The organism is Bacillus cereus group sp. N8 (genome assembly GCF_016483685.1).
Classification (GTDB): domain Bacteria; phylum Bacillota; class Bacilli; order Bacillales; family Bacillaceae_G; genus Bacillus_A; species Bacillus_A proteolyticus.
The window spans coordinates 97,872-120,141 of record NZ_JAEHBK010000013.1; the positions used below are offsets into that span (position 1 = coordinate 97,872).

Here is a 22,270-nt window from a genome sequence, read left to right on the forward strand (position 1 = left end):
AAATAGCAATCTTGCGTGAAGCGATGTATGTATTAAGAACTTAAATTAAAAAAAGAAGCAGAAAATCGTGAGTGATTTTCTGCTTCTTTTTTATTATTTATACTATGCACTTCTCGTGTACGGGGTGATAGTTATAAAAAATACAAAATATAAGCTAGGTACATTTAAACATAAATGTGGTTATCAAGTCAGAGAAAGGCACCTGATGGTATCTTTTCTTTATTTCCAAAAGGACCTGCTCAATATCATCATGGATTTTTATTGATGGCATTTATATTTATATTTACTCATAAGAATGGAAATAGCATAGTATTTACTGGGGGGATTAAGAATGAATAGGGATGAAACCTCATTACATCCTGATACGGGTGTTACGTCTGTAATGTTTGTTGAACGGTCATTAAATGAAATTCGTTTTTGGTCTAGAATCATGAAGGAGCATTCTTTTTTTCTTCGATTGGGGTTTAGATGTGAGGATACCCAACTAATCGAAGAAGCTAATCAATTTTATCGATTGTTTGAACATATCGAACAAATAGCGTATTCCTATACAAATGAAACAGATCCTGGGCAAATAAAAAGATTTAATTCAGAAGTACAACAAGCTGCAACTAATATTTGGGGATTTAAACGAAAAATTCTAGGATTAATTCTTACATGTAAATTGCCAGGGCAAAATAATTTTCCACTGTTAGTTGACCATACAAGTAGGGAAGCTGATTATTTTAGAAAACGCTTAATTGAGTTAAATGAAGGTAAATTAGATGCCCTTCCTGATGCTATTATTAAAGAAAATGTTTTCTTTTTAAGGATTATGGCAGACCATGCTAAATTTATTGGTCATCTTCTTGATCCATCGGAAAGAAAGCTTGTAGATACAGCACGGAATTTTAGCAATGATTTTGATGAATTAATGTATCAAGCAATTGACTTAGAATCTATGAAACCACAATCTCAAACAGTTCCTCTTTTAGATCAATTTTTAGATCAAAATCGTGTGTCAGTCACATCTCTTCGGGATTTTAAGAAAACGGCACGTGATTTAATTGAGCAATGTAAAATAAAGAGTATTATTCATCCATTATTAGCAGACCATGTATTTCGTGAAGCTGATAGATTTCTTGAAATCATTGATATGTTTGATGCTCATCTTACCAATATTAAATCACAACCTAGATATTAAAAAATATAGAAAGATACTATTTTTCCTTAAGCTGAGAAGTTAACAATTTATTGTTAGCTTCTTTTCCTTGTGATTTTTAATATTTCCAAATTATCCCCTTACAAATTACCCAAAAGAAACAAAGCGGAAAGAGATTGAGATGAAAAGAATGGTTATTCAAATCGGCACATTATGGAGACAGTTCGAATTAAAAATGTTGAATAAAATTGACACTGAATATCATTTGCATTTATTATGGAATCGTCCCATGTAATTGGATATGATTTTTGTGAAAAAAAGTCTACTTTTTTATTAATGTAATAGATTTCAATTAAAATGTCACTTTCAAGAACTATCACTAATTTTTTTTATGAATTTAAACGTAGGAAAGGGTAAGTAAAAATGAACTGGAAAAAAGGCGGATTATGGATTATTATTTTTTTCATTGTAAAAGGTACGATTTCTACACTTTTACTTGTTACAGGTGCTAAATATTTTAATTTATCATATATGCAACTTTTCGTGCTAGTACTGATCTTATTACTGATTTCTCTCATAAGTCGAAAATTACTCTATAGACATAAACAAAATAAAAAGCAAAAAGAGCTAAATGTATAATGAAGCCCCAGAGATCTTTGGATTTCTGGGGTTTTACTTATTCAATAGTGAGTTTTGGGTCCGCAATACGGATGGTACAAATTGATCTATTAGTAAAAGAGGGAGACACCATACCAACTATTGTAGATAGCACTCAACGCAAAGGATCTATATTATTTGCGGCTAATGATATGAAACATATGTATGAAGTTGCAGAGAAAATATGTGACAATATAACGTTTGTTTATCAGAATGGAAACCTTCTTTTAAAAAATATGTGTAAAAAATGTGGCAAATGACTGGTCTATATAAAAAGAGAAATTTTCGAATTCCCTGATAGTGCTAAACCTAAGCAAAATAATTAACCATCCTACGCATGAAAGTTCAGGTAGCTAATCGCATATGTTTTATGGAAAGGATGTGATTGAATTATGGAACGACCGAATTGGGGAATTGGCGGATTAGTATTCGTTGGCTGCATGTTTCTTGGCGGAGGAGTGGGATCTATATTAGGTGATACTCATGCTGGATGGCTAATAGGGATGGGTGCTGGATTTATTGGGATGGCTTTAACGAGACTGATCAGAAAGTAATATAACGGGATTCTTCTTCGGATAAATAAGGAAATATGTATGTAAGTAATTCATGGTATAAGAGCTCTATAAATTATAGTTAGAAACTTCTCTTTTCTAAACTACTCCATACATAGATATGATTCTCAAGTCGGAGGATGGCACCTTAGGGTGTTTTTTTTATGTTCCCTAAAAATGTCTTACCATATAATAGACTTCGTTAGATTCCGATAATCTTTTTTGTAATAGAATAGATTCATTACCGTTTCAGACCTAAGTATTCATTCATAACCTAACAGTAAAAGGGGGATGATTAAAGGTATGGCGATTAATGAAGAATCAATTTGTCAACAGTTTGCAAGAATTATCGGTGGCCAAGAAGGATTCGCCGGTGGAAAATGTGTGGTAACAATAAATCGGGATGAAATACAAGCAACAATCTTAGGGAAACGTTTTAGAGTAACAACTTCCTTCTCATTCGAATCAAGAGATCATAAAACTGGACGGGCATTATGTCTAGGACGGGTAGCGCTCTTACAAAAGGAAGTCACTGGATTTGTTGCTACAATTATTAAACAAGGGATAATTGTTTCGTCAATACACAATGAGTGGTTATGTGATGATCCAAATTTGATTTACGTTAATATTGAAGACGTTGATGATCCACTAACTTTCGCAAGGAAAGTTAGAAGAGCGTTATGCAATTAACTAATTTCTTTCGTTAAATGAGATGCTATCACATGCGAATTTTCAGTCCACTTTCGATGGACAAGAAAAAGATTCTATTATTTATGTATTAGCAAGTGAGTCTGAAATAATAGAAACAGTTAACAAATCGAGTAAGAAAACCAATCGTTTCTGATGATTATGCTTTACTAGATTTTATTCAAAAGCCGAGTACGTATTTTATCCCGTAAATGCCCGATTTGCCTCAACTAATAATCAGTGGGGGATGAGCACCCCACTGACACGGATTAAAGTTTCGCTTCATCAGCAACAGCATTTATTTTAGCTGGTATTGTACTTTTTATTATGTTTTACCCAGATCTGTTAGAGATTCCAAAAAAATTTGACTACTTTTCAAATAAATAAAGAGTAAAAAACCGGTTCTTTCGTAAAGGAACCGGTTTTTTACGTACGAAATTTGCGTTTTGTTGGTGTTACCACACCTCTATCAAGTTATCAGATACAAGGTAATAGATGTTTTTATAATTTGGAAGACGAGGAAATGAACTTGGAGGGAGTATTGGAAGCGTACAATCAATACATTGAGGGGGCATGTTTGAGAAGATTAAATCAATGGAAAAGGAAATGTTTTTTAGCCTGGGCTAGGACCTATCCGCCCGTTCTAATTAACTAAAAGAAGAACTTCCCCATACCGATTAGACTACTAATCATTCCTATTCCATTCATGCTGCTTTTTCCTACTGCAAGTAAGTTTCCAAGCATTCCTGGCTGACCGTTATTCCCCCATCCCATGGGACTTACCTGTCCTCCCCACGCTGGGGGGGGGGCGAAAACACCCCATTTATTGGAATTAAAATTAAAAGCCTTGGCTGGCGGTGATAGTAAAGCGGCAAGATGCCCTTGTGCGAACATCCCTGTATGATTGAATGGTTGAGCCCAAGGGAAGGAGGAGGGGTGAAAATTGAAACCTGCATGGCCTGAAACTGGAGCCCAATTAGCAGGAGGTCCTTGGGGCATCATCCCCGCATAATTGTTTGGCTGGCCCCAAGAGAAGGGGGAGGACTGGGGATTGAAACCCGTATAATTGGCTGATGAATCCCAACCAAATGGATAGACTCGATAACTCCAATTCTCAGGAATCTTCAGACCATTCATTCCCTCCGCTTTAGTTATTTGGGGCTGTGAATATAATGATGACATTGAAATTTGGGTATTATATTGCTCCCCGTTTCCCTCTGAATTCAAATACCAATATTGGTGCATAAGCTTATTCCCCTCACTTTAAAAATGTAATGTTAGACTTAGCCTATGTAATATTCCTTTTTATGGATGGTTACATAACTAGATTTACAAGCCCGTATTTAAATGTTTATAAAGGTGTAATCAATAAAAAAGATTTTAAAATGTTATGTTGAGCAAATAGAATTGCTAAAAAGAGAATATCCATTCGAAGAGTTTGGCAAAATACTGCAAGGATAATGTATTTTTGTGCAGATATGCAAACGATTTAAACGAATCAATGGAATTGATAATGAAGGGACAAATAAATATATGAGTGAAACATTACATAAAAGAAAACCACCATATTTAATGCTTGTAATCCTTTTTATTGGGGCATTTGTTTCTTTTCTAAATAACTCGCTTTTAAATGTAGCCTTGCCATCAATAATGAAGGATTTAGACATTAAAGACTATTCAACGATCCAGTGGCTTTCTACAGGGTATATGCTTGTAAGTGGTATATTAATTCCGGCATCAGCATTTTTAATAACCCGCTTCTCCAATAGGAGCTTATTTATTACATCTATGATGATTTTTATTCTTGGTACGGCCTTAGCGGCTGTAGCACCGAACTTTAGTTTATTACTTACTGGCCGGATGGTTCAAGCAGCAGGTTCTTCAGTAATGGGGCCTTTGTTAATGAATATTATGCTAGTAAGCTTTCCAAGAGAAAAAAGGGGAACGGCAATGGGGATTTTTGGATTAGTTATGATTACAGCTCCAGCAATTGGACCGACACTATCAGGTTATATTGTAGAGTACTATGACTGGCGTTTGCTGTTTGAAATGATTTTACCGCTAGCAATCATTAGCTTACTGCTGGGGATTTGGAAATCGGAGAATGTCATGAGACAAAACAAAAATGCAAAACTTGATTATCTCTCATTACTATTATCTTCTGTCGGTTTTGGCGGTTTGTTATATGGATTCAGTTCTGCAAGCTCCGATGGTTGGACGAATAAAGTTGTCTTAACAACCTTAACCATAGGCGCTATTGCCCTAATTGCTTTCATTATCCGTCAATTAAAAATGAATGAACCATTATTGGATTTACGTGTTTACAAGTACCCAATGTTTGCACTTGCGTCTGTAATTGCAATTGTCAACGCAGTGGCCATGTTTTCGGGTATGATTTTAACACCAGCTTATGTACAAAATGTCCGCGGTATTTCACCGCTGAGCTCTGGGCTGATGATGCTTCCAGGTGCGGTAATAATGGGGGTTATGTCACCAATTACAGGTAAATTATTTGATAAATATGGCCCTCGGCTTCTTGGTATAGTAGGACTTTCCATTACAGCTGTTTCAACTTATATGCTGGCAAACCTGCAAATCGACTCTAGTCACACGCATATTATTCTTATTTACACACTGCGGATGTTTGGGATGGCGATGGTGATGATGCCACTTATGACAAATGGCCTTAATCAATTGCCAACTCGCTTAAATCCGCACGGTACGGCTGTTAATAATACAGCTCAACAAGTGTCCGGTTCGATTGGTACTGCTATTCTTGTTACGATTATGAATTCTGTAACAAAAACAAAAGCTGAAAGTCTAATGGTTGATGTAGATCCAACAACCTTCACAGAAGCTACGAAGGCAATATTAACTCAGAAGGCTTTATTATCCGGAATTCAATATTCATTCTATGTAGCGCTTGGCATGAATGTTGTTGCACTACTATTAGTTTTTTTCGTTAAACGTGTAGATACAAGCGCGGAAGCTGTCGAGAGGTTAAATCGGTCGAGTGAAACAAAACTTTAGATAATGATTTCTAAAAATTTTTTGCTGATTAGTTAGACTATGAAGAAATGCAAATTTCTGCTGCTAAGGCGCTGGTATTTAAATCTGGAAAAAACAGTGAAATAATTATATATAGTAAAAAGGATCTGATATTCATAGCAGATCCTTTTTCATTCGTAACACAGTATACTTGTTTATCGTATTTGTTTGAATTGACATTAGAAACTACTGGTTTTCCCAATACTACAATCTTTAGCTTTCAATTTCTGATAAATATTATAATAATTCGCTTCATTTTAATTTAGTATTTTTTCTGCAAGTTATAAATCTAATGTCGACAAATAACTTAGATTACCAACCTTATAAGCAATATCATAATCATGAATAGTTAGGGAAAAGATAAATAAGGTAATCAATTACATATCTTTATCCCAGGCGATTCATTGCTATCTTCTCTTTATTGAATGGGATATTTTATCCCGCTATTTGCCGGGCAGTAAGACCCCACCTCAAAATTCAGCGGAAGCAAAGAAGTTAGACGGGGGTCGGGCTGCCCGTAAAAGCCCGATTGGTGTGGGCTGATAATCAGTGGAGAATGAACAAAACCCCCACTGATTAAAGTTTCACTTTATTTCATGCTTTTTTGAAAGGGTGTTTTTAATGGAAAAAGAAGTATCTGCCATTCCTCAGCCGAAAACATATGGACCGCTGGGTAATCTCCCATTAATTGATAAAGATAAACCGACCTTATCCTTTATCAAACTAGCGGAAGAGTATGGTCCCATTTTTCGAATTCAAACTTTAGGTGATACCATCATTGTCGTTTCTGGACATGAACTGGTAGCAGAAGTCTGTGACGAAACACGGTTCGATAAAAGTATAGAGGGTGCTTTAGCAAAGGTTCGTGCCTTTGCTGGAGACGGATTATTTACAAGCGAGACTCACGAGCCTAACTGGAAAAAAGCTCATAATATTTTGATGCCTACATTCAGCCAACGGGCAATGAAAGATTACCATACCATGATGGTCGATATTGCCGTACAACTCGTTCAAAAATGGGCAAGACTTAATCCGAATGAAAACGTAGATGTTCCGGAGGATATGACTCGCCTTACATTAGATACAATTGGTCTATGTGGTTTTAATTACCGATTTAATAGCTTTTATCGTGAGACCCCTCATCCTTTTATTACTAGCATGAGCCGTGCTCTAGATGAGGCGATGCACCAATTGCAGCGGCTGGATATAGAAGACAAACTCATGTGGAGAACGAAACGTCAATTTCAGCATGATATTCAATCTATGTTTTCTTTAGTAGATAATATTATTGCTGAACGTAAAAGTAATGGGAATCAGGAAGAAAATGATTTACTTTCCCGTATGTTAAATGTGCAGGATCCGGAAACTGGTGAAAAATTAGATGATGAAAATATTCGTTTTCAAATTATTACCTTTTTAATAGCTGGGCATGAGACAACAAGTGGATTGTTATCTTTTGCAATCTATTTTTTATTAAAGAATCCAGATAAATTGAAAAAAGCCTATGAAGAAGTAGATCGGGTTTTAACAGATCCGACTCCAACATACCAACAAGTTATGAAACTGAAGTATATTCGGATGATTTTAAATGAATCGCTACGTCTATGGCCTACTGCTCCAGCATTTAGTCTCTATGCAAAAGAAGATACAGTAATTGGTGGGAAATATCCAATTAAGAAAGGAGAAGATCGTATTTCTGTCCTTATTCCACAGCTGCATAGGGATAAAGACGCGTGGGGAGACAATGTGGAAGAATTCCAACCTGAACGATTTGAAGAGCTGGATAAGGTTCCTCATCATGCTTATAAGCCATTTGGGAATGGCCAGAGAGCATGTATCGGTATGCAGTTTGCACTTCATGAAGCCACACTCGTAATGGGCATGCTTCTTCAACACTTTGAATTCATCGATTATCAAGACTATCAGCTGGACGTAAAACAAACATTAACGCTAAAGCCTGGTGATTTTAAAATTAGGATTCTACCCCGAAATCAAACTATTAGCCATACTACTGTTCTTGCGCCTACAGAGGAGAAACTGAAAAACCATGAAATCAAGCAGCAAGTTCAGAAGACTCCTTCTATTATTGGAGCCGATAATCTTTCGCTTCTTGTTCTGTATGGCTCGGATACAGGGGTAGCAGAAGGTATTGCAAGAGAACTAGCAGATACAGCTAGTTTAGAAGGTGTTCAAACGGAAGTGGCAGCTCTTAACGATCGAATTGGAAGTCTACCGAAAGAAGGAGCGGTTCTTATTGTAACTTCTTCTTATAATGGAAAGCCGCCAAGTAATGCAGGACAGTTTGTGCAGTGGTTGGAGGAATTAAAACCGGATGAGCTAAAAGGTGTTCAATACGCAGTTTTTGGTTGTGGAGATCATAATTGGGTTAGTACCTATCAGCGAATTCCAAGATACATTGATGAGCAAATGGCTCAAAAAGGAGCAACAAGATTTTCTACACGTGGAGAAGCGGATGCAAGTGGTGATTTCGAGGAACAGCTCGAGCAATGGAAACAAAGTATGTGGTCTGATGCGATGAAGGCATTTGGATTGGAACTTAACAAAAACGTGGAGAAAGAACGCAGTACATTAAGTTTACAATTTGTTAGTCGTCTTGGAGGATCTCCTCTTGCGCGAACATATGAAGCAGTTTATGCATCTATATTGGAAAATCGTGAACTTCAATCATCTAGCAGTGAAAGAAGCACGCGACATATTGAGATATCCTTGCCAGAAGGCGCTACGTATCAAGAAGGTGACCACCTTGGGGTGCTGCCAATTAATAGTGAGAAAAATGTCAACCGAATTTTAAAACGCTTTGGATTAAACGGGAAGGATCAAGTCATACTGAGTGCAAGTGGACGAAGTGTAAATCACATACCTTTAGACAGTCCTGTTAGTTTATATAACCTTCTTAGTTATAGTGTTGAAGTTCAAGAAGCAGCCACTCGAGCACAAATACGAGAAATGGTGACATTCACAGCATGCCCTCCTCATAAAAAGGAATTGGAATCATTATTGGAAGACGGAGTTTATCATGAACAAATATTAAAGAAACGTGTTTCAATGTTGGATCTTCTTGAAAAGTATGAGGCTTGTGAAATCCGATTTGAACGCTTTTTAGAACTTCTTCCGGCGCTCAAACCGCGTTACTATTCTATTTCAAGCTCTCCACTCGTTGCACAGGATCGTCTGAGCATTACGGTTGGTGTTGTTAATGCGCCTGCATGGAGTGGGGAAGGGACATATGAAGGAGTCGCTTCTAATTATTTAGCTCAGCGTCATAATAAAGATGAGATTATTTGTTTCATTCGAACGCCACAATCAAACTTTCAATTACCTGAAAATCCAGAAACACCAATTATCATGGTTGGGCCAGGTACTGGAATTGCACCATTCCGTGGATTCTTACAAGCGCGTCGCGTTCAAAAGCAAAAAGGTATGAACTTAGGACAAGCACATCTATACTTTGGTTGTCGTGATCCTGAAAAGGATTATCTCTATCGTACAGAACTAGAAAATGATGAAAGAGATGGATTAATCTCTTTACACACAGCTTTTTCTCGCTTAGAAGGACATCCTAAAACATATGTACAGCATTTAATAAAACAAGATAGAATGAATTTAATTTCGTTATTAGATAATGGGGCTCATCTTTATATATGTGGTGATGGAAGTAAAATGGCTCCTGACGTAGAAGATACCCTTTGTCAAGCATATCAAGAAATTCATGAAGTTAGTGAACAAGAAGCAAGGAATTGGTTGGAACGTGTGCAAGATGAAGGACGATATGGAAAAGATGTTTGGGCTGGTATATGAATTTTTCTTAATTAGATCAGTAATATGTAACGAATAAACTTCTTTCGAATAAGTGAATAACTCATTTATAAAAATCCCGTATTTTTATTAAATACGGGATTTCCTTATTTTTAATAAGCTGGACTGATACTGTAGAAAAATAATAGGTAATTCATTTGACAATTAAAATGACCTAATTTAATATATATATGTCATAGCATGTAATTAGTAAAACAAATACATTCACTTTGAATAATTGACTGGTATGCTATATCCTTTTATGTCTTAATGTATAGAGGTGATACATGAACTTACATGATTTAATAGGCTATCTTGTTCATCGTACTGATGTGAAAATGACCAATTATTTTACGAAGAAATTAAAGCCTTTTGGAGTTACGCCAGAGCAGTGGGGGATTATTAGTGTTCTTTGTAGCCAAAGGGCCACTACTCAAAAAGAGTTAGCAGAAGCGATTGATAAAGATCAAACTACTGTCGTAAGAATGATACAGTCAATGGAGAGAAAAGGGATTGTAAAGAAGGCTTTGAATGACCAAGATAGGCGTTCACACAACCTTTTTTTAACTGAAAAAGGTGACGAGTTAAAGAAAACAATCTTGCCTGTAGTGAAAGACGCTCACCATTTCGTTACGAGTAATTTGAGCGAAGAAGAGATTAAAGTATTACAATCATTATTAAACAAATTGTATGATACACGCTATTAATACTTGTTCCTTATTGATGCTACGCTATTCATAAGGAACAAACTTTGTTTTATGTATTATATGCTATAGCATATAGTTTTTGTTTGTTTGGAGGAATGGGAAGATAGCTTTATTTTGTATGATATCTGATTCAGGGTCACCTTTTTGCCTAGTACCAGTCAAATTTTTGTATTATATATGCTATAGCATGTAAAATCCATCCCTTTAATATTAAGAAGGGGAATGTAAATTGAAGCGACTTCCCTATGGTCAATCTCAGGAAATAGGGTAAAGGTAGTGATTACTATCTGAACAATACTGAGTTTTCATCAAATAATAAGAAAGGTGTGATTACTATTTTAATTTTCATCAATATTGTAAAAGTAGTGTTGTTTCTGTTCTTTTTAATGACAGGTACGAAAATTATATCTGGGAAAATGGCAGATGAGTTTAAGCGATTTGGTTTACCTTCGTTTTTTAATTTCTTAACTGGAGCTTTTGAGATTGTAGGAGCAATTGGAATGTTGATAGGAATTTGGTTCCCAACAGCAGCTTTATTGGCAGGATTATTGTTAGGCGGTACGATGCTTGCAGCTGCATTAACTCTTATTGTACTAGCGAGAGATCCCTTTAAGAAGGCAATACCTGCGCTTGTTTTGTTTGTCCTTAGTATAGGGATAAGTTTGTATCATATTTTTTAAACAGAACCGAAAACTGTTAAACTTTATGCGTTCAAGTTGATATCGTTTTGTAATTATTTTATAGATAGGGGGTGTGAAAACGTATGAATGAGTTATTGTTTTTCAAAGTCTTAGCGTTTCTTGCTATATTGACAACAAGTATTGTTGCTGGAACCGTTTTTGCATACTCTAATTCTGTCATGCCTGGTCTTCGTAATGCGGATGATCGTACCTTTGTTCTTTCGGTTAGACACATTACCTCATCAGTGGCTAATCCGATTTTTCTCTTCATTTCAAACGGTGCTCTTATAGCGCAAATCGGTTTTGTTGTATTAGCGGTTTACCTACAGCAATTTGATAAATTCATTTTAGGATTAATCGCATTGATTAGTTATGTTGCGACTCTACTGATCACTTTCACAGGAAACCTTCCGATGAATAGAGCGATTATCTCAGCTGAACTACCTGTAAGAGATTCTGGATGGGAGGAACTCAGAGTCGAATTTGAATCCCGTTGGACGTTGCTGAATCACACGCGTACCTTAACGTGCATTTTGAGTGTGTCGGCACTACTAATAGCGTTGCTTATTAATTAGTAGTATGAATATATTTAGATAAACAGTAATTAACCGGATAATTCTTAAGGAATACGGCATTGGAAAATAACTTATCGTTCCTGATTTTATCAGATGAATATCTGGTGGATTTAAAAGCTTATGATGTTTTCTATCATGGCGATGCTCCCTTTATGAAGCCCGCGGTACTCATGGAAAACCAGCCTACTTTCTTGTGAAGAAAAATGGACAACTACTATATCAACAGAGACAAACGATGCCATTTGGTCGTCCAACTTCGACAGAGTTTAGAAAAATTGTTCAATATATAGGTAAGAATCTCAAGCCTAAATAGAGCTCTTTTTAATGAGTTTTTAATAACTCTTTAATTTTTAAATACAATAAAGAATAGGGAAAGTCTCAAACTAGTGCTGGAATAATAGCAATACGAATTTAGACATTACTATCATTCGAATCATAATTAGTAAAAGAATGAGAAGAGTTTTTTATACAAAGGAATTCCCCGTGAACTTTATATTGAAAATAGGAGTGAGTGAAAATGGCATATTTATTACAAGTTGATTTTCCGTTTGAAGGTCCTTTTGGTGAGGAAATGGAAAAGGCGTTTTCGGATTTAGCAAAAAGTATTAATGAAGAAGAAGGATTCCATTGGAAAATATGGACAGAGAATCAAGAAACAAAAGAAGCTGGAGGCATCTATGTATTTGAAGAAACAAAAGATGCTGAAAAATACGCGGAAATGCACAAAAACAGACTTGAAGAAGCTGGTGTTAAAGATATTAGAGTAAGAATTTTTAACATCAATGAAAAGTTAACGGAACTGAATCGTGGTTATATTAAATAATTCCGACAGTCGGAGCAAGCTTAAAAAGGAGGGGATAATCCCCTTCTTTTTTGAATTCTTAAATTGATGATGAGGGGGATCTCACACAAAAAAATCCCTATATAGATAGGGATTCGTGTATTGGCACATAGATCCTTGGAAAAGGATATTCTAAGTGTAACATATGAGAGTTCTTGAATTTGTGAAATTGACGTGAAAGTACTGTGAAAAAAGTTGTATTGAAATAGTTATTTATAAAAGGGTAAGACCCTTACTGGGAGGTAAGGGTCACAGGAAATGCAAATTTATTTGTAATTTGCTAAGATAATTATAATATATATACCAGTCTATACATATTACGAAAATATGAACAAAACTGTTATTTAGTAACTATAGGTAGAACATCCTATTTCTTTTTATTTATATGATAAGATATAAATAGTAAGTCAAATGTGACAATGATAATTATAAGTAATACCTCTAAAAGTGCTTCCGTTTTCCCATGCTGCAAAGACTTTAGAAAGAAATCCCATTCTTTTTCATAGGGAGGTTCTACCCAATTTCGTTGCAGTCCTAAAACCATTCCGTTTATAAAAAAGATAATACTTAATAGAATTCTTCCAACAAATACGGCAACTACTTTTATATTCCAATGCTTTATCTTGATTACATACAGGAATGGGAATAGTATAAGTATCCAAAAAACAATAATATAGACTGTATTTATCATTCTTTACTCCTCACAAAATGATTGTTTCTTAATCTTGGTGAATTTTCAGGGTGAAAGTTACTGGTGTTCAAACCGTTTCTGCACTTGCGAAAAAAGGAGTCAGAATACCGGCTCCTTTTCTATCTCTCCGTCTCAAAAAACTCAATCCACTCTCCATCAGATCCAGCAAAAAATATGTAACGTGTTCCATCTGGCAATGTTTCGATTTCTTCACCTAGTAAAAATGTTACTTTGTGGCTTTCTAGTCTTTTGATTTCATCTTCTAATGAATCCACTTTAAAGCAAATGTGATGTACTTTTCCTTCGGCTGGAAGGGAAGAGTTATAACCTTCAATTAGTTCAAGTATCGTTTCCTTTGATTCTTCTACACCTAAAAAAGCGAGTTTTAAATCTGGGTTCGGATGTCCCATGCGCTTAATGAGCTGTAAGCCAACGACTTTTTCATAAAATGAAATAGATGTTTCTAAATCTGCAACCATAAGTCCTACGTGTTCAATTCTTCTAATTGGCATGTGCGACCCTTCTTTCTGAAAATTATATATAAAATAATATGGAAAATTAAGAAAATAAGCAAGATATAATTGTTACAATTTTTAGGGCGTTATATGGTATAGTGAGAAAGTATGTTTGGGAGAAGGAAGGAGATTATACGATGAATACACTTACTCAAACTCCTTCATTATCAGAAACGATGAAAGAGTGGCACTATGCATTAGCATATGAAATTAAACATTGGAAAACGATAGGTGGTAGTAAAATTTCTATCATGAACGGTCGTTTTTTATATACAGATTATGAAAATACAGTGTATGTATTTCAGCTTATTTCGGAAGTAAGCTTACCTGAGGGTTCACCGATTCGAATTGAGTTCGATGGTGAGGAAGCGACAGGGGAAGTACTATCTGTACATGGATTAGAAATAGAACTGAAGTTAAATGATTATATACAAGGCGAAATACGAGAAGCGGTTTTATATAGTGAACCGTGGCAATTGTTAGAGCAACTGCAAGAGAGATTGAAAGAAGCGCGTAAGGATAAGCTGAAACGTAATCGTATAAAGCGTCTTGTTGAGGGGACGAGCAGTCCAAGGCATATTGAGAAGATGAAAAATACGAAAAATGAATTGGCGTATCGTTCATTTTACAACCCGACAACGTACGTGTGGGGACCACCTGGAACAGGGAAGTCTTACAATTTATCACGTATTATTTCGGCGCATTATCAAAAAGGAAAATCGGTACTTGTGTTAGCTCATAGTAATGCGGCAGTAGATGTATTAATGAGCGAAGTAACGAAGCAAATTGAAAAGAAAAAGAAATGGACGCCTGGCGAAATTGTTCGTTACGGTTATAGTCAACATGAACATATACGAAATCATGAAACGTTACTTGCATCGAAATTAGTTGAAACGACGAACGGATCTTGGGGAGAAGAGAGACTCTATTTAGAAGAGACACGACAAGATCTTCGTGAAAAGATTTTATCATATAAAGCGACTTCTGCTGATAAGAAGCGTATGCAAGAAATAGAAGGTGAACTTCGAAAGCAAAAAGCGAAAATTAAAGAAGTAGAAAAAGAATATATTGAAAATGCGAAAGTAATCGGTGCGACTTTATCGAAATGTGCCATTGATTCACTTATTTATGAGCGTACATTTGATTTAGTTGTCGTAGATGAAGTAAGTATGGCCTATGTTCCGCAAATTGCATTAGCAGCTTCACTTGGAAAACGTATCGTCGTTTGTGGTGACTTTTTACAGTTACCTCCGATCGCAATGGCGAACCATGAACTCGTTCGAAAATGGCTCGGCGAAGATATGTTTTATCATGCAGGAATTGTTGATACTGTAAATAAATCAGAGGCACATCCAAACCTTTTTATGTTGCAGGAACAAAGACGTATGCATGCAGACATATCGAAGTTTACGAACTCATTTATTTATAAAAATAGAGTGTACGATCATCCATCTGTTTCAGAGCGTAAAGAACTTGCGCAACTACAACCGTTCGCAAATGAGGCGAGTGTTTTATTTGATACGAGCTTAATGGGAGCATTTTCTTTAAAAGACGCTGCTTCTGGTTCGCGTTTTAATATTATGTCTGGTTTAGTGGCGATGCAAATGATGTTAATTGGACTGTTAGACGGTGTTCAATCAATTGGTATAGTTACACCGTACCGAGCACAGTCCCGCTTTTTATCAACTTGTATTAGAGAAATGTTACAGAGAACGAAATATCAAAACATACCAGTATTAGCGGCAACAGTTCATAAGTTTCAAGGTTCTGAAAGAGATATGATGATCTTTGATACGGTTGATAGTTATCCGCAAGAACGTCCTGGTGTATTATTCTTTGATCATAAAAACCATCGCCTCGTCAATGTAGCAGTAACGAGAGCGAGAGGGAAGTTCATTCAATTATCGGATTGCCATTATATGCGTAAAAACCTTTCGAGAAAACAAGCGTTATCACAATTAACAGCACATATAGAACGTCACGGTGATGTGTATGATCGCACGACATCAAGACAATTGTGGGAGCGAAAAATTTCGAAACGTTTACGCTGGTTTATGGAAATGAATCTTGAAGAGCCGAAAGGGTTATTAAAAGATATTTTAGTGGCAAAACGAGAAATTATCATTTCACTTCCAAGTACAAAACAAGTGGATAAACGAGTATGGCAAGCGTTAATGCGCACAAATGCGCAAGTAACAGTTTATAGTGATGGACCAGTTCCATTAAAAAATGTAAAGTTACAAAGACAAAATAAAGCGTTCCCGTTCCTAGTAATTGATGATGAAATCTTTTGGGCAGGGGCACCACTCACATCTCAAATGATGTTTGAAGGGAGCACGGAATTCCCGTATATATGTGCAAGACTACAAGCGCCGGAAACGATTGGTGTATTAAAAGGATTTTTGGATATTCGGTAAATTCGGATAGGAATTCCTTGACTTTTATTCGGAATAAACTTAGAATAAAAATAATTTAATATAATTTTATGAAAATTCTTATCACGAGAGGTGGAGGGACTGGCCCTACGATACCTCGGCAGCGGATTCTATATGAATACTGTGCCAATTCCAGCAAGTTTACTTGAAAGATAAGAAAGAAGCTCATTTGACTGTATATACAGAAGCCTCTTTCTATCTTTTAGAAAGAGGCTTTTTTACGTGAAAATAAAAGGGGGAAGAAAAATGGGAGCGACAGGAGTAACGTCACAAAGAAAAACAATTGAAGAGAGTATAGAAAGAAATAAGGAAAAGTACATAGAAACAAGTCATGATATTCATGCGAATCCGGAGATTGGTAACCAAGAATTTTACGCATCAAGAACGTTAAGTTTATTACTAGGAAGTGCAGGTTTTCAGTTACAGCACAATATTGCTGGACATGAAACAGGTTTTATCGCACGAAAAAGTTCAGGGAAACAAGGACCAGTTATCGCATTTTTAGCTGAGTATGATGCTTTACCAGGACTTGGTCATGCGTGTGGTCACAATTTAATTGGCACAATTAGCGTTGCGGCAGCAATTGCATTATCAGAAACGCTTGAGGAAATCGGCGGAGAAGTTGTCGTGTTTGGAACGCCAGCAGAAGAAGGCGGGCCAAACGGTAGCGCAAAATCGAGTTATGTAAAGGCTGGTTTATTTAAAAATATCGATGCGGCGCTTATGATTCATCCGAGCGGAAAAACAGCGACGACGAGTCCTTCATTAGCAGTTGATCCACTTGATTTTCATTTTTACGGAAAAACAGCTCACGCGGCAGCTTCACCTGAAGAAGGGATTAACGCATTAGATGCGGTAATTCAGCTGTACAACAGTATTAACGCACTTCGCCAACAACTTCCCTCAGACGTGAGAATACATGGCGTCATTACAGAGGGTGGAAAAGCACCTAACATTATTCCTGACTACGCTGCAGCGAGGTTCTTCATCCGCGCAGCAACGCGAAAAAGATGTGCAGAAGTAACAGAAAAAGTGAAAAATATTGCACAAGGAGCAGCGTTAGCAACAGGTACGAAAGTAAAAATCCATCAATTCCAAAATGAAATCGATGAACTACTCGTAACAAAAACATATAACGACATCGTAGCTGAAGAACTAGAATTACAAGGTGAAGAAGTAAATCGTAAAGAAAGACTTGGCATCGGTTCAACCGACGCAGGAAACGTAAGCCAAGTTGTACCGACAATTCACCCATATATTAAAATCGGTCCAGATGACTTAATTGCGCATACAAATGAATTTAGAGAAGCAGCACGTTCAGAATTAGGAGACAAAGCACTTGTTACATCTGCAAAAGCACTAGCGAATACAGCGTATCGATTAATTACAGAAGAAGGGCTGTTAGAGAAGGTGAAGGAGGAGTTTAGAGAGGCGCAGAGGAATCAGGGATAAGGGGATTAAGGTGCTCTTTTCGAAGAGCAATCTAATTAATAAGTAGAGATATAAAAAAGAACATTGATATTTCAATGTTCTTTTTTATTTACTAATCATTGATTTTGTTGGTTTTTCTCAAGAAAGAGAAACTTTTACTGTTACGTACCCCTTTATTAGAACGACAATTTCTCCTCAAACTCACTCTTTAATACAATTAAAGGAGATGATAATCCAAATTGCATTAAAGAGTCTAAAAATGTAGCGAGAGAATCCATCGAATCGCTCATGACCTTCATCATATAATTAAATTCGCCGCTAATTCGATATAAATCTGTTACTTCAGGAGCGGCATTACAATATTGGATAAAATCAGAGCATTGGCTCGTTTTAAACATAATGAATGCTTGAATGTTTTTATTAATTTTGGAAGGCTCAAATTTCGTTCGGTAAGCCGCTATAACTCCTTGATCTTCAAGTTTATTAATACGCTCTTTTACAGCAGGCTGCGTCATGGATATAATTCGTCCTATTTCTGAAACGGAAATTCTCGCATTTTCATACAACAAGTTCATTATTTTATGGTCAATTTCATCCAGTTTTACAGCGTTTTGCATTGTGTAGCCTCCTTGTTTGGTTTTCTAAAGTAAACCACGAATTATAACTATAATATCATAAGCGAACGAACTGAATTACCTATAAATCTATATTTAAAATTATTGGTGTTTGCATGAAAATATAAGTATAGCATTTATCAAACGGAAATTTAGGAAGGATGGAAATATATGAAGAATCTTGATGGAAAAGTAGCGTTTGTAACAGGGGCGAGTCGCGGAATTGGCCGTGCTATTGCAATGAGATTGGCGAAGGACGGGGCATTAATTGCAATTCACTACGGCCGAAATAAAACAGCTGCAGATGAAACGATTAAAGAGATTGAATCTAATGGAGGGAAAGCTTTCTTAATTGAAGCTGAACTCAATTCAATTGATGGTGTCAAAAGGCTAGTAGAGAGATTAGAGAATGAACTGCAAACAAGAGTTGGTACATCAGAGATTGATATTTTAGTAAACAATGCAGGCATAGGTACACAAGGAACGATTGAAAATACGACTGAAGAAGTTTTTGATGAAATTCTCGCCGTAAACATTAAGGCGCCTTTCTTCTTAATTCAGCAAACATTACCATTAATACGAGCGGAAGGGCGCATTATTAACATTTCATCAGCAGAAGTACGACTTGGTTTTACAGGATCAATTGCATACGGTTTAAGTAAAGGGGCATTAAATACGATGACACTGCCTCTAGCTAAACATCTTGGAGAAAGAGGCATAACAGTGAATACAATTATGCCTGGGTATACGAAGACAGATATGAATGCAAAATTGCTAGATAATCCGGAAATACAAAATTTTGCTACGAATTCATCTGTGTTTGGACGAATAGGGCAAGTTGAAGATATTGCAGATGCAGTAGCGTTCCTTGCCTCTTCTGATAGTCGCTGGGTAACGGGGCAGATTTTAGATGTTTCTGGTGGGTTTTGTTTATAGGGGTACTACTCCATACCCATCAAGCTAATCAAGTAAATTACTAGTTATGAAACGATCCTTGTTTCATATCTGGTAATTTATAGAAAGGTAGGCATGATAAAGAAGTCTATTAAAACGTGATTTTTTCGCTAGGCAACTTGAATAAGGGGGCTGTTTCTGTTCTTGTGCTAGTATCAGGGATTATGGTTCAACGGTTGTTACCATCATCTTCAAATAAAGAGCAATTAAATTGGAAAGACGAACTTCTGCGATTTAAGAATATTCATCTTTGGGCAGCGTACGTAACAAGTATGTTCATTATTGGTGGTACGTTTGCAGCATTTAGTTATTTCACTCCAACCTTTACAAATGTTACAGGATTTTCAAGCACAAGCATTCCATATTTACTTGCTCTCTATGGTAGCGCGACGGTAATTGGGAATATAATAATTGGCAAGTTCGCTGATAAATTTACAATGAAAATACTTATGGGTGGATTAATTATATTAATCATAGCGTTGTCTTTATTTGCTTTAAGTGCAGAGAATAAATACATTGCAGTTATTTCTACGATTTTTATTGGTTTAACTGGTGTAGCATTGAATCCAGCTATGGTTGCGAGGGTGATGAAATCAGCTAGTAATGGAATAATGATAAATACCGTTCATAGTTCTTTTATTACGCTAGGTATTGTTATTGGTTCGTCATTAGGTGGTCTTGGGATCAGTAAAGGATATGGTTTTGTATCTCCGCTATGGATTGGAGCTTGTTTAGCTATCCTTGGGGTAATTTCATTGTTGCTATATTTACATAAAGGAAAGGCAGATTAAGATGTTTAAAATTTCTTTATATGGGGTACCGCCACATCGCCATCAAGCTAAAGAATCAAAATCCCCCATCGCCATCAAGCTAAGAAAAGCGAATACCCCAAAACGAAAAAATTGACATCTCCAGGAGGAAATGTACATTTTCTTGTTTGGGGTAGTTTTATTTTCTTAGCTTGATTTCGATGAGCGGTACCTCATAAAGGCCCCTGATACATAATTGATGTTCTGCCATTTGTAGAAAACAATCCACTTATACCATTTTAACAAGAAGAAATATCTCGTCCATGTTGTAATATTGGCTTACGTTAAGCTTGTGAAAAAATCATATTCATGTATAATACAATTGATGTATAATACAATAGTTGTAGGAGGGTGACCTTTTTGAAAAGAGAAGATGCCTTAAAACTAAGAACAGATATTAAGAAAATGATTATAATAACTGGGGTTTTTGAATCTCAAAATTTGCCCAATGGACCATTTGAAAAACCTTTACCAACTTCTCAAATGATGGCGTTAGAAGAACTAGAGGTGGAAAAATTAACTGTTTGGCAACTATCCAATAAACTTAGATTAGAGACTTCAACTGTAAGTAGATTGGTAGATAAGTTAGTAAAAAAGGGGCTTATTTATCGTGAAGTAAATGAAAAAAATAGAAGAGAACTTTTTCTGCACCTCACAGAAAAAGGTCACATAACTGTTAATTGCTTAAGAGAGCAATCCATTACATTTTATCAAAGTATTCTCAATAATTTATCAGAATCAGAACAAAAAATAGTTGTGGATGGTTTTGAATTATTTATTGATTCTATTTCTAAGCCTTTTGATTAGAGTGAGGTAAATCATAACATTTGGAGGATAAAATGAGTTTGGATTTTGAACGTCCTATTATTGAATTAAAAGAGAAATTTGATGAATTAAAGAAAATTATGAAAGAAAATAATGTAGATTTATCGTCAGAAATTCATGTATTAGAAAAACGTTTAAATAAAATGCAAGATAAAATTTATTCTAATATTACATCTTTTCAACGAGTTCAAATTGCAAGGCTACGTAACCGGCCCACGACATTGGACTATATACCTTTATTGTTTACAAACTTTCTCGAACTTCATGGTGATCGATTATATGGTGATGATAAAGCAATGATAGGTGGTATTGCAAAATTTAAAGGGATGCCCGTTACGGTTATTGGTCATCAAAGAGGTAGAAATACAAAGGAAAGTATAGAAAGAAATTTTGGAATGGCACATCCAGAAGGTTATAGAAAAGCGCTAAGACTTATGAAACAAGCTGATAAATTTAATCGCCCTATTATTACATTTATTGATACAATAGGCGCCTATCCAGGGAAAGGGTCTGAAGAACGTGGAATTTCTGAAGCGATAGCTCGAAATCTATTTGAAATGGCTACACTTAAAGTGCCAATTGTTTGTATTGTAATTGGAGAGGCATCAAGTGGTGGAGCTCTTGGCATTAGTGTCGGTAACCATATCCATATGTTAGAGTATTCATGGTACTCGGTAATTTCGCCAGAAGGAGCAGCATCTATCCTATGGAAGGACGCTAAGTATGCTCCAGAAGCTGCTGAACATATGAAAATTTCAGCAAAAGATTTAAAACATTTAGGAATTATTGATGAAATCATTCCTGAAATTAAAGGTGGAGCACAAAATGATATAAAATCACAGGCAAAAATGATTGAATCTGTAATCGAATCATCTCTAAAAAAATTGATACTATTATCCTCGGAAGAGCTTATACAACAGCGATATGAAAAGTATAGACAAATAGAGAATTATAAATGAAAGTATTTAAAGTCCGTATTACATTTCGGAGGATTCTCGCAAAAAAATTCTAAATATTTTGTAAGTAACCTCTTAAACTGGGATATGCTGATACTATTACTCTACAAAAGATGTGTGATCGGTATGGAAAAGGAAAATTCGTTCAAATGGAAGCATTATCAGCAAGATATTATTTTGTTAACTGTACGTTGGTACGGTACAACTTAATTTTTCGTGATTTAGTAGAAATGATGAGGAACCAGGATTATCCTACCATTATGCTAGAAATATATATGTTATATTTTCTTTTCCACTACCTTTGCACCAGAACCAAAAAATACGCTATTCTTTCTGT

At 35.9% G+C, this 22,270-nt stretch carries 19 protein-coding genes, 4 pseudogenes and 1 riboswitch; of the genes and pseudogenes, 19 read left to right on the forward strand and 4 right to left on the reverse strand.

Translation table 11 applies throughout. From position 1 onward, the window contains the following. Positions 1 to 331 precede the first annotated feature (331 nt). The 5 genes and pseudogenes from JDS80_RS18995 (at position 332) to JDS80_RS19010 (ending at position 3,039) form a co-directional block, all read left to right on the forward strand. On the forward strand, positions 332 to 1,183 hold the full coding sequence (locus tag JDS80_RS18995) for a DUF2935 domain-containing protein (RefSeq protein ID WP_071746559.1): 852 nt from the start codon (positions 332 to 334) through the stop codon (positions 1,181 to 1,183). 381 nt (positions 1,184 to 1,564) lie between these two features. After that, complete coding sequence (locus JDS80_RS19000; RefSeq protein WP_071746560.1) at positions 1,565 to 1,780, forward strand: hypothetical protein; 216 nt, start codon at positions 1,565 to 1,567, stop codon at positions 1,778 to 1,780. A gap of 71 nt (positions 1,781 to 1,851) precedes the next feature. Continuing rightward, a pseudogene (locus JDS80_RS31540) lies at positions 1,852 to 2,042 on the forward strand (ATP-grasp domain-containing protein); the annotation flags it as partial. 148 nt (positions 2,043 to 2,190) lie between these two features. Next, positions 2,191 to 2,352 (forward strand): hypothetical protein, encoded by a 162-nt coding sequence (locus JDS80_RS19005; RefSeq protein WP_000441003.1) that lies wholly within the window; start codon positions 2,191 to 2,193, stop codon positions 2,350 to 2,352. Positions 2,353 to 2,640: 288 nt separating this feature from the next. Further along, positions 2,641 to 3,039 carry a DUF1259 domain-containing protein gene (locus JDS80_RS19010; RefSeq protein WP_199639693.1) on the forward strand — a complete coding sequence of 133 codons (399 nt, stop codon included), beginning with the start codon at positions 2,641 to 2,643 and terminating at the stop codon, positions 3,037 to 3,039. A 648-nt stretch (positions 3,040 to 3,687) separates the two neighbouring features. On the opposite strand, the gene JDS80_RS19015 is transcribed toward JDS80_RS19010, so the two are convergent. Beyond that, complete coding sequence (locus JDS80_RS19015; protein ID WP_199639695.1) at positions 3,688 to 4,281, reverse strand: hypothetical protein; 594 nt, start codon at positions 4,279 to 4,281, stop codon at positions 3,688 to 3,690. A gap of 288 nt (positions 4,282 to 4,569) precedes the next feature. On the opposite strand from JDS80_RS19015, the gene JDS80_RS19020 reads away from it, so the two are divergent. From JDS80_RS19020 to JDS80_RS19045, 7 genes and pseudogenes are all read left to right on the forward strand, one after another. Then, positions 4,570 to 6,066 (forward strand): DHA2 family efflux MFS transporter permease subunit, encoded by a 1,497-nt coding sequence (locus tag JDS80_RS19020; protein ID WP_199639730.1) that lies wholly within the window; start codon positions 4,570 to 4,572, stop codon positions 6,064 to 6,066. A 639-nt stretch (positions 6,067 to 6,705) separates the two neighbouring features. Next, on the forward strand, positions 6,706 to 9,903 hold the full coding sequence (gene cypD, locus JDS80_RS19025) for a bifunctional P-450/NADPH--P450 reductase (RefSeq protein WP_199639697.1): 3,198 nt from the start codon (positions 6,706 to 6,708) through the stop codon (positions 9,901 to 9,903). A 284-nt stretch (positions 9,904 to 10,187) separates the two neighbouring features. Continuing rightward, on the forward strand, positions 10,188 to 10,607 hold the full coding sequence (locus JDS80_RS19030) for a MarR family winged helix-turn-helix transcriptional regulator (RefSeq protein WP_071746565.1): 420 nt from the start codon (positions 10,188 to 10,190) through the stop codon (positions 10,605 to 10,607). A 329-nt stretch (positions 10,608 to 10,936) separates the two neighbouring features. Further along, entirely contained in the window at positions 10,937 to 11,287 is a 351-nt protein-coding gene (locus JDS80_RS19035; protein ID WP_071746578.1) for a DoxX family protein, read from the forward strand. Positions 11,288 to 11,370: 83 nt separating this feature from the next. Continuing rightward, the gene (locus JDS80_RS19040; RefSeq protein WP_098889573.1) at positions 11,371 to 11,862 is read left to right on the forward strand and encodes an anthrone oxygenase family protein; all 492 of its coding nucleotides are present in this window, start codon (positions 11,371 to 11,373) and stop codon (positions 11,860 to 11,862) included. A 65-nt stretch (positions 11,863 to 11,927) separates the two neighbouring features. Then, positions 11,928 to 12,175 (forward strand): annotated as a pseudogene (locus tag JDS80_RS31550) (peroxiredoxin); the annotation flags it as partial. 204 nt (positions 12,176 to 12,379) lie between these two features. After that, positions 12,380 to 12,685: a monooxygenase gene (locus JDS80_RS19045; RefSeq protein ID WP_071746567.1), complete on the forward strand. Its 306-nt coding sequence runs from the start codon at positions 12,380 to 12,382 to the stop codon at positions 12,683 to 12,685. Between the two features lie 385 nt (positions 12,686 to 13,070). On the opposite strand, the gene JDS80_RS19050 is transcribed toward JDS80_RS19045, so the two are convergent. Then, positions 13,071 to 13,394 (reverse strand): hypothetical protein, encoded by a 324-nt coding sequence (locus JDS80_RS19050; RefSeq protein ID WP_199639699.1) that lies wholly within the window; start codon positions 13,392 to 13,394, stop codon positions 13,071 to 13,073. Between the two features lie 119 nt (positions 13,395 to 13,513). Then, positions 13,514 to 13,906 carry a VOC family protein gene (locus JDS80_RS19055; RefSeq protein WP_199639701.1) on the reverse strand — a complete coding sequence of 131 codons (393 nt, stop codon included), beginning with the start codon at positions 13,904 to 13,906 and terminating at the stop codon, positions 13,514 to 13,516. Positions 13,907 to 14,046: 140 nt separating this feature from the next. Between JDS80_RS19055 and JDS80_RS19060 the strand changes: the two genes are divergently transcribed. Both JDS80_RS19060 and JDS80_RS19065 read left to right on the forward strand, forming a co-directional pair. Next, positions 14,047 to 16,326 carry an AAA domain-containing protein gene (locus JDS80_RS19060; protein ID WP_199639704.1) on the forward strand — a complete coding sequence of 760 codons (2,280 nt, stop codon included), beginning with the start codon at positions 14,047 to 14,049 and terminating at the stop codon, positions 16,324 to 16,326. A gap of 75 nt (positions 16,327 to 16,401) precedes the next feature. Beyond that, positions 16,402 to 16,503, forward strand: a riboswitch (SAM riboswitch). A gap of 87 nt (positions 16,504 to 16,590) precedes the next feature. After that, the gene (locus JDS80_RS19065) at positions 16,591 to 17,796 is read left to right on the forward strand and encodes a M20 family metallopeptidase (RefSeq protein WP_199639706.1); all 1,206 of its coding nucleotides are present in this window, start codon (positions 16,591 to 16,593) and stop codon (positions 17,794 to 17,796) included. 155 nt (positions 17,797 to 17,951) lie between these two features. Here the strand turns inward: JDS80_RS19065 and JDS80_RS19070 are convergent, their stop codons facing one another. Next, complete coding sequence (locus JDS80_RS19070) at positions 17,952 to 18,392, reverse strand: Lrp/AsnC family transcriptional regulator (protein ID WP_001178571.1); 441 nt, start codon at positions 18,390 to 18,392, stop codon at positions 17,952 to 17,954. A 168-nt stretch (positions 18,393 to 18,560) separates the two neighbouring features. Here JDS80_RS19070 and JDS80_RS19075 point away from each other — a divergent pair, with 168 nt between their 5' ends. From JDS80_RS19075 to JDS80_RS19095, 5 genes and pseudogenes are all read left to right on the forward strand, one after another. Then, the gene (locus JDS80_RS19075; RefSeq protein WP_199639708.1) at positions 18,561 to 19,325 is read left to right on the forward strand and encodes an SDR family oxidoreductase; all 765 of its coding nucleotides are present in this window, start codon (positions 18,561 to 18,563) and stop codon (positions 19,323 to 19,325) included. 146 nt (positions 19,326 to 19,471) lie between these two features. Continuing rightward, positions 19,472 to 20,134, forward strand: a pseudogene (locus tag JDS80_RS19080) (MFS transporter); the annotation flags it as partial. Positions 20,135 to 20,512: 378 nt separating this feature from the next. Beyond that, entirely contained in the window at positions 20,513 to 20,959 is a 447-nt protein-coding gene (locus tag JDS80_RS19085; protein WP_000817662.1) for a MarR family winged helix-turn-helix transcriptional regulator, read from the forward strand. A 32-nt stretch (positions 20,960 to 20,991) separates the two neighbouring features. After that, the gene (locus JDS80_RS19090) at positions 20,992 to 21,936 is read left to right on the forward strand and encodes an acetyl-CoA carboxylase carboxyltransferase subunit alpha (RefSeq protein WP_064470405.1); all 945 of its coding nucleotides are present in this window, start codon (positions 20,992 to 20,994) and stop codon (positions 21,934 to 21,936) included. Positions 21,937 to 22,059: 123 nt separating this feature from the next. Continuing rightward, positions 22,060 to 22,178 (forward strand): annotated as a pseudogene (locus JDS80_RS19095) (IS6 family transposase); the annotation flags it as partial. Positions 22,179 to 22,270: the final 92 nt, after the last annotated feature.